Here is an 11742-nt window from a genome sequence, read left to right as displayed (position 1 = left end):
GCGTCAGCGGACGGGGTGCTCAGCGGACGGTGCTCAGCGGACGGGGTGCATGGTGCGGCGCAGCCACGGACCGGCGGCGATCACGGCGAGACCGACCAGCACCACGAAACCGCCGTTGAGGCCGAAGTAGGCGGGGTCGGAGATGGCGCCGTAGAGCTTCACCGACTGGGCCTGGATGCCGTTGGCCAGGGCCAGCGAGAGGAACCAGAGCGCCATCGACTGGCTGGCGAACGCGGCCGGGGCCAGCTTGGTGGTCACCGACATGCCGGTGGTCTCCAGCAGGATGTCGCCGAGGCCGAGCACCAGGTAGCAGGTGATCAGCCAGGCCCCGGACATCACCCAGTCGCCGGTGCGGTTCATGGTGGCCGGAACCATGATCAGGAAGGACAGGCCACCGAGGATCACACCGTAGGCGATCTTGTTGGAGGCGTGCGGCTGGCGGTGCCCCAGCCGTACCCAGGTCGCCGCGACCACCGGCGCCAGCACCACCTCGGCGACGCCGAGCACCGACCCGTACCAGGAGGAGGGGAAGTGCCAGCCGAAGAACTCGGTGTTGGCATGGTCCAGGGCCAGCAGGTTCATGGTCGAGTAGGACTGGAACAGCACCAGGTTGAAGGCCACCGAGGCGCCGAAGAGCACCAGGTAGGGCCGCAGCCGGCCGCGCTCCGCGGCGGTGACCCGCGGGCTGCGGAAGAGGAAGGTGAAGTAGGCGATCGGGGTGACCACCGAGACCCCGGTGACGATGTTGACGGTGAGGTCCATGGTCAGCACGCCGGCGAGGGCGAGGATGCCGAAGGCCACCACGACGGCGGCGATGCCGGCCAGGATCATCCGAACCGCGCGGCGCATGGCCTCCGGCGGCAGCGCCGACTCGGCACCGTCCTGACGCCCGGCCAGGTGCCCGCGGCCCAGCACGTACTGGACGACGCCGAAGGTCATCCCGATCGCCGCGGCGGAGAAGCCCCAGTGGTAACCGATCTTCTGGCCGAGCCAGCCGGCCACCAGCGGACCGAGGAAGGCGCCGATGTTGATGCCCATGTAGTACAGCGCGAAGCCGGCGTCGCGGCGCTCGTCCTCGGTGCTGTAGAGCTTGCCGACCAGGGTGGAGACATTGGGCTTGAGCAGCCCGGTGCCGACGATGATCAGGCCGAGGCCGATCCAGGTCATGCTGGTGGTCGGGACGGCCATCACGTAGTGGCCGCAGGCGATGCAGATGCCGCCGTACAGCACCGACCGGTAGGAGCCCAGCAGCCGGTCGGCCAGCCAGCCGCCGGCCACCGAGATCAGGTAGATCATCGTGCTGTAGGCGGCGTAGACGGAGGAGGCGGTGCCGTCGGCCATGCCCATGCCGCCGTCGGCGGCCGAGGCGGTGAAGTAGAGCGTCAGGATCGCGGTCATGCCGAGGTAGGAGAAACGCTCCCACATCTCGGTGCCGAAGAGGGTGAGCAGTCCGCGCGGATGGCCGAAGAAGGAGTGGTCCTGAGTCGGGTCGGTCTCCGCCGAAGGGGTGGCCTCGCTCGCGCCCAAGAGAACTGCCTCCGTCCGTGGCGCAGCCAGGTCGGGCCCCGTTTGCACCATATGTCTGACTTGAGATCAGTAGGAGCATAGGCGAGGGCCCGGGACCACGCAGCGGCAGGCGCGGGTCCGCGTGGCGGAGGGAGGCGGGGGTGTGGGGACGGGTGCGGCGGGGGTGTGCGCCGGGGCGTGGTGCGGGCGTGGTGCGGGTCTGCGGGGCGGACGTGCGGCGGAGGGCGCGGCGCGCGGACTCAGCCGCGCGGGCGCTCGTTCCAGGCGGCCATGGCGTGCTTGCCGTGCTCGACGCCGAGCCGGCTGATCGTGCCGGTGGCCAGCATGAAGAGCGAGCCGTCGGCGGGCGGCAGCCCCAGGTAACGGGCGGTCACCACGCGCAGGAAGTGGGCGTGGGCGACCAGGACGACGTCCCCGCCGTCGGCCGCCCGGAGCTCCTTGTCGACCAGCGCGAGGACCCGGTCGGTGCGGGCGCCGATCTCCTCGGGCGACTCACCCGGGTGGCCCTCCGGGCCCGGCGGCACACCGTCCGTCCAGAGGTCCCAGTCCGGGCGGGTCCGGTGGATCTCGGCGGTGGTGATGCCCTCGTAGCCGCCGTAGTCCCACTCGTGCATGTCCTCGACGATGCGGGGGTTCTCCAGACCGGCCAGCTTCGCTGTGCTGCGGGCCCGGAGCATCGGGCTGCACAGCGTCACCGCGATCGGGTGCTCGGCCAGCATCCCCGCCAGCGCGCGGGCCTGCCGCTCGCCGTTGGGGGTCAGCGGCCGGTCGGTGTAGCTGGTGTGCCGCCCGGCCTCGCTCCAGTCGGTCGCGCCGTGCCGGACCAGGATCACATCGCCCATGCCGCTCATCACTCCCACGCGCTCTGACGTCAACCTCCGTCGATCTTCGCACGCCGGTAGGGCGGTGCGGCGGGCGAGGGCTGCCTCCTAGGCCGGGTGCTGCGCCGCGAGCCGGTTGATGGCGGCCGGGTCGAGGACGTGCGGGGTGTCGGCCGGGTCGACGGGGTCGGCGGTGGCCACCGCGAGCATGGCCCGGGCCAGCTGTTCGGTGCTGGTGACGTGGTTGGGCGCCAGGCGGCGGATCAGCGGGAGGACCGGGCCCAGCACGGTGTAGGCGATGCGGTAGGAACGCGTCTTGGACACCGCGCCGTGCAGCGGCTGGATGAACCCGGGACGGAACATGTAGGCCCGGAAGGGCAGCCTGAGCAGCTCGTTCTCGGTACGGCCCTTGACCCGCGCCCACATCGCCCGCCCCTGCTCGGAGCTGTCCGTCCCGGCGCCGGAGACGTAGCAGAACACCAGCCCGTGGTTGGCCTCGGCGAGCGGGCGGGCGACGGTGAGGGTGAGGTCGTAGGTGATCGCCCGGTAGGCGTCCTCGCTCATGCCGGCCGCGGAGACGCCCAGACAGAAGAAGCAGGCGTCGTACTCAGCCAGTTCGTCGGCGACCGCGGACAGGTCGGTGGTGTCCGCCTGCACCAGCTCCCGCAGCTTGGCGTGCTCGACCCCGGTGCCGGTACGGCCGATCACCAGCACCCGCCCGACCCGCTCGTCCAACAGGCACTCGCGCAGCACGCCCTGGCCGACCATGCCGGAGGCGCCGAAGATGATGACGTTCATGGCGCAACCGTAGTGGGGCGCGGTCGGCCCCCGGGCCTTTTGCCTCAGAGGCAAGATGTTTGCCAGCGCCCCGCAACCGGTGTGACGCTGATGCCATGGACGTGGACATCACCGGTGAGGTGCCCGGGCTCGGGGCCCGGTTGCGGGAGCGGCGGCTGCGCAGTCGGCTGACGCTGGAGGCGGCGGCCGCGCGGGTCGGGCTGTCGCCCGCGCACCTCTCCCGGCTGGAGACCTCCAAGCGCCAGCCCTCGCTACCGGTGCTGCTGGGCCTCTCCCGAGCGTACGGCGTCCCCGTCGAAGTCCTGCTGGGGGAGCAGAGCGAGGTGTCGCCGCTGGTCAGGGCACCGGTGCTGAGGGCGGGGGAGGGCGAGCCCACCGTGGCCGGGGGCTGGACCTACCGTCCGGCCGGGGTGCCGGGGCGTGCGATGCAGGCTCTGCGGGTGCACATCCCGATGCTCGTGCAGGACGCGGTGGTCCGGGTCCACCCGGGCGAGGAGTGGCTGTACGTCCTGGAGGGACGGCTGCTGCTCACCCTCGACCGCGAGCAGCACCTCCTCGCCCCCGGGGACTCCGCCCACTTCGACTCCATGCGACCGCACCGCCTGGTCGCCGAGGAGCAGCCCGGAGTCGAGCTGCTCTTCGTCCACACCCTGCTGCAGTCGCCGACCGCCGACCTCTGCATCCACTGAACCGAATCGAAGGGACCGTCACCATGGCCACCACCCAGTACCCCGTCGAGGACGGCAGCACCCGGACCGAGCGCCGGGTCGGCATCCGCGTCTTCATCTACGTCATCGGCCTGCACGTGTTCGCCGGCTTCGCGATGCTGATCTACTACGCGGGCCGACACGGTAACTGACGCCTGCTCACATGAGGTGGTGGTCCATGGCGGTGTGGTCGTGGCCGGCGCTGTCGGGGGATTCCGGGGCGCCGCCCATCATGCGGAGCATCTGGCGGCCGCCGGTGCGGGCGAAGCGGTAGAGCAGGGCGGCGGCGAGGAGCAGGAAGGCGATGTTGAGCCAGGTGGTGTAGTTCCAGCTGACGCCGTCCATGGGGATCCTGGCCCGGGACTGGTCGGGGATCAGGCCCAGGCCGCCGAAGGCGAACTCGACCAGGTAGCCGGCCACGACCATCGCGGCGTAGAAGGTGGCGGCCAGGAAGGCGGTCATCCGCAGGCCGTAGTACTTCCGGTAGATGTTCAGGATCGGGAGGATCAGCAGGTCGGCGAAGATGAAGGCGACCACGCCGCCGAAGCTGATGCCGCCCTTCCACAGCACCACCGCCAGCGGGACGTTGCCGATGGAGCAGACGAAGGAGAACACCGCGACCAGCGGGCCGACGACCGGGCCCCAGAGCTTCGCGGCAAGGGGGTGGCCGTCGAAGAAGAAGGTGCGCCAGAAGCTGTCCGGGACCCAGGCGGCGATCGCCCCGGCGACCAGCAGGCCGACCACCAGGTCGCGCAGGATCGCCGCCCATTCCATGACGAAGACGTGCGCGACCGAGGTCCAGCCCTCGCGGGAGAGCAGCCGTCGGGCGAAGGACCCCTCGCCGCCGACGGACATGTCCATCGCGGCGTGGCCCTCCATCGAGCCGGCCCGGCCGTGGTCGGCCTGCTCGCGGGCCTCGCGGAGCAGCTTGTCCCGCAGGAACAGCCGGAACAGGACGGCCAGGACGACGATCATGATCGGGCCGCCGACGAACTCGGCCGCGGTGAACTGCCACCCCATCAGCAGGGCCAGGATCACGCCCAGTTCGACCACCAGATTGGTCGAGGCGATCTCGAAGGCCATCGCCGCGGTGAAGTTCGCGCCCTTGCGGAACAGTGAGCGGGCCAGTGCCACCGCGGCGTAGGAGCAGGAGGACGAGGCGGCGCCGAGCAGCGAGGCGACGGCCAGCGTGCGCGGACGGTCGTCGCCGAGCAGGCGGACGACGGTGGACTTGCGGACCACCGCCTGGACGACGGCCGAGAGGGTGAATCCCAGGATCAGGGCCCAGGTGATCTCCCAGGTCATGGCTCCGGTGATGGAGAGTGCATGGGTGAGGGCGTGCCAGAGGTCGTTCATCTCGCGCCGTCCGGGGTGAGTAGTCGCGTCAGGGTGTCTGCGTCCTGACGAACGACTATACCCCCCAGGGGTATTCCACGGTGCTGTTGCGACGGGCGCGCTCGGCCGCCCAGGCGGTCAGGTGCGCCTCCAGACTGGTCTCCGGGTCTGAGTGGATCAGGGTGCGGTCGCCGCTGCTCACTGCGGCGAGGAAGGCGTCGACCAGGCGGTCGTCGGCGTCGCCGTGGCCGCCGGCGGCGCTGTCGGGGTCGGTCTCGAAGGAGTGGACGGTGCCGGCGCCGGTGCGGAAGTCGGTGACGGTGGCGGTGGTGCCGTCGCCCTCCAACTGGCCGTGGGTGCCGAAGATCCGGGTGCGGCGCGGCCCCATCGCGGTGAACGCGGTCATGGTGAAGGAGGCGGTGGTGCCGCCCTCGTACTCCAGGTTCACCACCTGGTGGTCCACCACGTCGTTGTCACAGCCGTAGACGCATCGCCCGTACGGGCCCTCGCGGAGCGCCTGGAGCACGCCGTCCGGGCTCCGCTCCGCGGTGACGACGGACAGCGGCCAGTGCAGCCGGCCCTCCTCGCCATCGGCGAGGCTCTCGGCCAGGACCCGGAGGTAGAGCCGGGGCGCGGAGTACGGGCACTGCGGCTCGACCGGGCAGTCGAGGCAGTTGTCGGCGGCGCCCTCCGGCCGGTGCTCCGGGCGGAAGTGCCGCAGCCCGCCGAACGAGGAGACCTTGTGCACCCGGCGGCCGACGATGAACGACAGCCAGTCCAGGTCGTGCCCCGACTTGGCCAGCAGCATCGGCGTGGCCCGGTCCTCGCGGCGCCAGTTGCCGCGGACGAACGAGTGCGCCTGGTGCCACCAGCCGACCGGCTCCAGGTGCTGCACGGAGACGATCTCGCCCAGCAGGCCCGACTGGACGATGGCCCGCACCCCGGCGGTGTAGGCGGTGTAGCGCAGCACATGGCAGACCGCCAGCAGCACGTCCGCCTGTCGCACCGCCTCGACGATCCTGCGGGCGTCGGCCTCGTTGGTGGCCATCGGCTTCTCCAGCAGGATGTGCAGGCCGGCGGCGGCGAAGGCGAGGGCGGGTTCCACGTGGTCGGCGTCCTGGGTGGCGATGACCACCGCGTCCGCCCCGACGCCGGCGGCGGCCAGGTCGCGCCAGTCGGCGAAGGCCGCCGCTGCCGGGTGCTCGCGGGCGGCCTCGGCGAAGCGGCGCGGATCAGGATCGGCGAAGCCGGTGACCACGGCACGGCCGGTGCCGACGGCGTAGCGGGCGTAGCCGCTGCCGCGCGAGCCCGCGCCGACGATCAACAGGCGAACCGGGGACGACTCCTGAGTCGATGTCATGAACCGGAGTATCGCGCCGCAGCCCGGCGCCGGGCAGGGGGCACGCCAAGTCGGCGCGTCGCGGCCCGCTGTGAGTGATCCTCAGTTCGGTGTCGTAGGGTGTCGGGCTGTGACGGGGAACAGGGGGAGCCGGCTCGATCTCGCCGGCAGCGGGGCCGAGCCGCTGGAGACCGACGATCCGGCTGCTGTCGGGACGATTCCACTGCTCGGCAGACTGGGGTCCGGCGGTATGGGCCGGGTCTACCTGGGAGTGGTCGACGGCCGGTACGCGGCGGTCAAACAGGTGTTGCCGCACCTCGCCGAGGACGAGAACTTCCGGCGGCACTTCGGCCACGAGCTGGACAATCTCGCCCGGCTGCCGGCCGCGGCCAGTGCGCCGCTGCTGGCCGGCGACCGGGAGGCCCGGCCGCCGTGGTTCGCCACCGCCTACATACCCGGCATCACCCTGACCCAGGCACTGGCCCTGAACGGCGGTGCGCTGCCGATCGACGCACTGTGGCTGCTGCTGCGCGGGGCGGCGGCAGGACTGCGGATGGTGCACGCGCTGGACATGGTGCACCGGGACCTCAAGCCGTCCAATGTGATGCTGACCCCGGACGGTGTCAGCCTGATCGACTTCGGCATCGCCCGGGCCGCTGACCAGAGCCGGCTCACCCAGAGCGGTGTGGCGGTCGGCACACCCGCCTACATGTCCCCGGAACAGGCCAACGCGACCGGGAAGTTGACCGGCGCGACCGATGTCTTCGCGCTGGGCTCGCTGATCGCCTACGCCGCCACCGGGCGGCCGCCCTTCGGGGACGGCTCCGGAGTCGGGCTGCTCTACCAGATCGTGCACGGCGAGCCGGACCTCGCGGCAGTGCACGCGGTGGACCCCGAACTGGCCGAGACCGTCGCTGCCTGTCTGGACAAGAACCCGCAGGCACGACCCACCGCGGAGCGGCTGCACCGCCTCGCGGACGGCAAGGTCGCCTCACCCGCCCCGGGCTGGCCGCCGGCGGTCGTGGAGCTGCTGGCCCAGCGGGCAGCTTTCGCCGCCACACCACCGGACCGGCACGTCCTTCCCGTGCCGTCCCCGACCCTGCCGAATACCGGGCGGAGCGCCGGGTCGAACGCCGGGCCGGGGGCCGCGCCGGAGGAACAGCCCACCTCGGTCCGGCGTCGCCGCCGCTCCAGGCGCCTGCTGCTGTTCGTGCTCCCGGTGGTCGTGGCCGCCGCAGCCGTCCTCACCGTGGAGCTCCTGCCGCAGGTCACCCAGGCCCAGACCGCGGGCGGCGCGCCGACCGCCTCGGGACCGGGCTCATCGTCCTCGGCCCCGGCCACTGTCGGCTCCACGGCCTCGGCCTCCGCAGGAGGGTCCGCCTCCAGCACCGCATCCGCCGCCGCGGGCGCCTCCTCGTCGGCGGCGCCGACCTCCTCCGGGTCCAGCACGGGCGGTGGCACCGCAGGGAGCGGTGGCAGCAGCGGTTCCGGCTCGAAGGGTTCCACCAAGGCCGCCACCCAGCCCGCGTCGGTGACCGCCACCACCGCGAAGGCGACCGCCGCAGCCACCACGGCCGCGGCCTCGCCGACGAAGACGATGGGGGCCGAGTGCGTGCTGACGCCGGGGGCGACCACGTGCAGCAGCAACAACCCGACGGTCCAGGTGCAGGCGCAGGAGCCCGGCGGCTGCACCTACACGGCCACCATCACCTGGGGCGACGGCTCCACCACGTCATCCGACTTCCCCGGCAGCTCCGCCCCCATCACGATCGCCACCCACCGCTACTCGGCGAAGGGCACCTACTCGCTCAACGCCGAAGCTGTCACGGACAGCGGTTTCTGCCTTGCCAACGGCGGCAGCGGTACGTTCACGCTGACCTCCTGAGGCCGGCAGACCCTTCCGGAGAAACCGACCGGGGCCGGGCGGCCCGCTCCGGTCACGCCGCCGGCTCCAGGGTGCTGTCCCGGGAGACCAGGGCCGCGTAGTGGCCGCCCAGGGCGAGCAGCTCGTCGTGGGTGCCGTGCTCGGCGATCCGGCCCTCGTCCAGGACCACGATCTGGTCGGCGTCGCGGACCGTGGACAGCCGGTGCGCGATGGTGATGGTGGTGCGGCCGGCCGAGAGGGTGTCCAGCGCCTGCTGCACCGCCTGCTCGGTCTGGGTGTCCAGGGCGCTGGTGGCCTCGTCCAGGACCAGTACCGGCGGGTCGCGCAGGATGGTGCGGGCGATGGCCAGCCGCTGCTTCTCGCCGCCGGAGAAGCGGTAGCCGCGCTCGCCGACCATCGTCTCGTAGCCGTCCGGCAGTGAGGCGATGTGGTCGTGGATCTGGGCGGCGCGGGCCGCCTCGTACAGCTCCTCGTCGGTGGCGTCGGGCTTGGCGAAGCGCAGGTTGTCCGCGACCGAGGCGTGGAACAGGTAGGTCTCCTGGGAGACCACGCCGACGGTCTCGGCGAGCGAGGCGAAGCTGAGGTCGCGCACGTCGGTGCCGTCGATCAGCACCCGGCCCGAGGTCACGTCGTAGAGCCGGGGGACCAGGTAGCTGAGGGTGGTCTTGCCGGAGCCGGTCTCGCCGACGACGGCCAGGCTGGTGCCGGCCGGGACGGTGAGCTCGATATCGTCCAGGGTGGGTCGGGTCCCGCTGCCGGGCTCGTAGCTGAAGCCCACGTGGTCGAAGCGGACCTCGCCGGCGCCCGAGCTGCGGGTGACCGGGTCGGGGCGTTCGGTGATGTCCGGGACCAGGTCCAGGTACTCGAAGATCCGCTGGAACAGCGCCAGCGAGACCAGCACCGCGACGCCGACCTGGAGCAGCTGCACGGTGGGCCGGAACAGGCTCTGCTGCAGCGAGGTGAAGGCGACCAGGGTGCCGATGGACACCGCGGTGGTGTGGCCGGAGCCGCTGGTCAGGCCGGCCGCCCAGTAGATCACCGCAGGCATTGCGGCCATCACGATCTGGATGGTGGACTGCCGCCAGCGGCCCGCCATGTCGGCGCGGACCTCCAGGTCGGCCAGGGCGTCGGACTCGCGGGCGAACTCGTCGCTGAGGCCGCGGGAGCGGCCCATGGTGCGGCCGAGCAGGATGCCGCTGACGGACAGTGACTCCTGCATGATCGAGGAGATCGCCGCGAGCTGCTTCTGCCGCTCGGTGGCGATCTTGCGGCGCTCGTTGCCGACCCGCCGGCTGATCCAGACGAACAGCGGGAGCAGCAGCAGCGAGACGATGGTGAGCTTCCAGTCCAGGGCCACCATGGCGACCACGGTGGCGACCACCGTGGTGAGGCTGGAGACCAGCGCGGTCGCGGTGCTGGTCACGGTGGACTGCATGCCGCCGATGTCGTTGGCGATCCGGGACTGCACCTCGCCGGTGCGGGTGCGGGTGAAGAAGGCCAGCGGCATCCGCTGCAGATGGGCGTAGACGCTGGTGCGCAGGTCGTGCATGACCCGCTGGCCGACGCTGGTGCTGAGGTAGGTCTGCAGCACGTTGAAGACGGAGTTGGCGACCGCGACCGCGATCATGCCGAGGGCCAGCAGGCTCAGCAGGCCGGTGCGGCCCTGCGGGATGGCGGTGTCGAGGACGGCGCGCAACAGGAACGGCGAGGCCACCGAGACCAGCGAGGAGAGGCCGACGAACGCGCCGACGGCGATCAGCTTCCCGCGGTAGGGGCGGAACAGGCGCAGGATGCGGCGCAGCTGCACGGGTGCTTTGGGGGCGCCCGGCTTGCGGGCGGGTGGAGTCCAGTCGGGACCTGGGGTGCGCATGGGCGGCTCCGGGAAGTAGGGAGGACGGGCTTGCTTCCTCCCGTCCAACGGAGCATAGCTCATCTTTATTCCGGCTAATAGTGAGTTAGGCTCAGTGATGCCTCCGGTGGAACCCGGCGGTTGCCGGAAGGGGGTGGAGAGCGCTCTCCGGTTCTGTTATAAACACGGCATGGACGAGCCCCGCAGCGCCGCCGCCGGAACCGCTCCGACTCTGGAGGACGTGGCCAGGGTGGCCGGTGTCTCCCGGGCCACGGTCTCCAGGGTGGTCAACCGCACCCGCAATGTCGACCCCGCGATCCAGGAGACGGTGCGTCAGGCCGTCGCCGCGGTGGGCTACGTGCCCAACGGCGCGGCCCGCTCGCTGATCACCCGGCGGAGCGGATCGGTGGCGCTGGTGGCCTCCGGCGCGGGGGAGGGGCAGGAGGAGGAGTTCCGCACCCGGTTCTTCACCGACCCCTTCTTCAGCCGGGTGGTCAACGGGGTGATGGGCTTCCTGCGGCCGCGCGGGATGCACCCGGTGCTGATGCTGGCCGAGACCGAGGAGGCCAGGGCGGAGGTCATCGCCTATCTGCGGCAGCGCAGCGCGGACGGGGCGCTGGTGGTCTCCACCCACGCCGACGATCCGCTGCCGGAGCAGCTGGTGGCGGCCGGCCTGCCCGCGGTGCTCTTCGCCCGGCCGGCCCGGCCGGTCCCGATCGGCTTCGTGGACCTGGCGCACCAGGAGGGCGCCCGGCTGGCCGCCGACCGGCTGGTCGGCCAGGGCTGCCGGCGGGTGGCGGTGATCTCCGGGCCGCTGGACATCAGGGCGGCGCGGGAGCGCCAGGACGGCTTCCTGGAGGCGATGGCCCGGCACGGCGAGCCGCTGGTGCCGACGGCCGAGGGCAACTTCACCCAGGCCAGCGGGGAGGCCGCGATGCAGCGGCTGCTGCTGGAACGGCCGGACCTGGACGGGGTGTTCGCCGCCAACGACCTGATGGCCCAGGGGGCGCTGCACATCCTGCGCGAGCACGGGCGGCGGGTTCCTGAGGACGTCCGGGTGGTCGGCTTCGACGACAGCAGCGCCGCGGTGGCCAGCCGCCCGGCGCTGACCACGGTGCGGCAGCCGGTGGAGGAGATGGCGGCGGAGATGGCGCGGCTGCTGCTGGACCGGATCGAGGGGCGGGCGGACGGGCCGAGGTCGGCGGTGTTCGACCCGGTGCTGGTGGTGCGGCAGTCCGGCTGAGCGGGCCTCCACCCCGGACGGACCCTCCGCTCCGGGCGGGGAGGCACCCCCGCCCGGAGCGTGCTCCAGGGGAATGGAGAGCGCTCTCCATCCGGCTCAAGATTCCGTATTCCGGTGCGGTCCGTCAAGGGCTGTGACACGGTTGCTGTGTCCTGAATGTCTGCTAATGCAGCCAGTTATGACGGCCGCTCAGTACCGGAACACCCTCTTCTGACAAAACTCTTGACGACCGTGAAAC

10 protein-coding genes are annotated in these 11742 nt (G+C 71.7%); 4 read left to right on the top strand and 6 right to left on the bottom strand.

Going from position 1 to position 11742, the window contains the following annotated elements:
- Nucleotides 1-33: 33 nt before the first annotated feature.
- The 3 genes from ABUW04_RS31110 to ABUW04_RS31100 all read right to left on the bottom strand — a co-directional run bounded on the left by ABUW04_RS31110 (nt 34) and on the right by ABUW04_RS31100 (nt 3146).
- Complete coding sequence (locus ABUW04_RS31110; protein ID WP_380567845.1) at nt 34-1578, bottom strand: peptide MFS transporter; 1545 nt, start codon at nt 1576-1578, stop codon at nt 34-36.
- A 188-nt stretch (nt 1579-1766) separates the two neighbouring features.
- Nucleotides 1767-2369, bottom strand: coding sequence for a histidine phosphatase family protein (locus ABUW04_RS31105; RefSeq protein ID WP_030255913.1), 603 nt, complete (start codon nt 2367-2369; stop codon nt 1767-1769).
- Nucleotides 2370-2456: 87 nt separating this feature from the next.
- Nucleotides 2457-3146: an NAD-dependent epimerase/dehydratase family protein gene (locus ABUW04_RS31100; protein ID WP_380567844.1), complete on the bottom strand. Its 690-nt coding sequence runs from the start codon at nt 3144-3146 to the stop codon at nt 2457-2459.
- A gap of 95 nt (nt 3147-3241) precedes the next feature.
- Between ABUW04_RS31100 and ABUW04_RS31095 the strand changes: the two genes are divergently transcribed.
- Together ABUW04_RS31095 and ABUW04_RS31090 are read left to right on the top strand one after the other, a co-directional pair.
- Nucleotides 3242-3835, top strand: coding sequence for a helix-turn-helix domain-containing protein (locus tag ABUW04_RS31095; RefSeq protein ID WP_380567843.1), 594 nt, complete (start codon nt 3242-3244; stop codon nt 3833-3835).
- Between the two features lie 23 nt (nt 3836-3858).
- A complete protein-coding gene (locus tag ABUW04_RS31090) occupies nt 3859-4005 on the top strand; it encodes a DUF6126 family protein (protein WP_380567842.1) in 147 nt (48 codons plus the stop codon).
- Between the two features lie 7 nt (nt 4006-4012).
- Here ABUW04_RS31090 and ABUW04_RS31085 read toward each other — a convergent pair whose 3' ends face one another.
- Together ABUW04_RS31085 and ABUW04_RS31080 are read right to left on the bottom strand one after the other, a co-directional pair.
- Nucleotides 4013-5209, bottom strand: coding sequence for a permease (locus ABUW04_RS31085; RefSeq protein WP_380567841.1), 1197 nt, complete (start codon nt 5207-5209; stop codon nt 4013-4015).
- Between the two features lie 55 nt (nt 5210-5264).
- Nucleotides 5265-6548 carry a Gfo/Idh/MocA family protein gene (locus tag ABUW04_RS31080; protein ID WP_380567840.1) on the bottom strand — a complete coding sequence of 428 codons (1284 nt, stop codon included), beginning with the start codon at nt 6546-6548 and terminating at the stop codon, nt 5265-5267.
- 109 nt (nt 6549-6657) lie between these two features.
- Between ABUW04_RS31080 and ABUW04_RS31075 the strand changes: the two genes are divergently transcribed.
- Nucleotides 6658-8412 carry a protein kinase domain-containing protein gene (locus tag ABUW04_RS31075; RefSeq protein ID WP_380567838.1) on the top strand — a complete coding sequence of 585 codons (1755 nt, stop codon included), beginning with the start codon at nt 6658-6660 and terminating at the stop codon, nt 8410-8412.
- Nucleotides 8413-8464: 52 nt separating this feature from the next.
- On the opposite strand, the gene ABUW04_RS31070 is transcribed toward ABUW04_RS31075, so the two are convergent.
- Entirely contained in the window at nt 8465-10282 is a 1818-nt protein-coding gene (locus ABUW04_RS31070) for an ABC transporter ATP-binding protein (protein WP_380567837.1), read from the bottom strand.
- A gap of 169 nt (nt 10283-10451) precedes the next feature.
- On the opposite strand from ABUW04_RS31070, the gene ABUW04_RS31065 reads away from it, so the two are divergent.
- Nucleotides 10452-11504, top strand: a complete 1053-nt coding sequence (locus ABUW04_RS31065) for a LacI family DNA-binding transcriptional regulator (protein ID WP_030255938.1) — start codon at nt 10452-10454, stop codon at nt 11502-11504.
- Nucleotides 11505-11742: the final 238 nt, after the last annotated feature.

This window comes from Streptacidiphilus jeojiensis (assembly GCF_042510965.1).
Classification (GTDB): Bacteria; Actinomycetota; Actinomycetes; order Streptomycetales; family Streptomycetaceae; genus Streptacidiphilus; species Streptacidiphilus jeojiensis.
The sequence above is the reverse complement of the archived record's forward strand: the minus strand, read 5'-3'. Positions and strand labels throughout refer to the sequence as shown.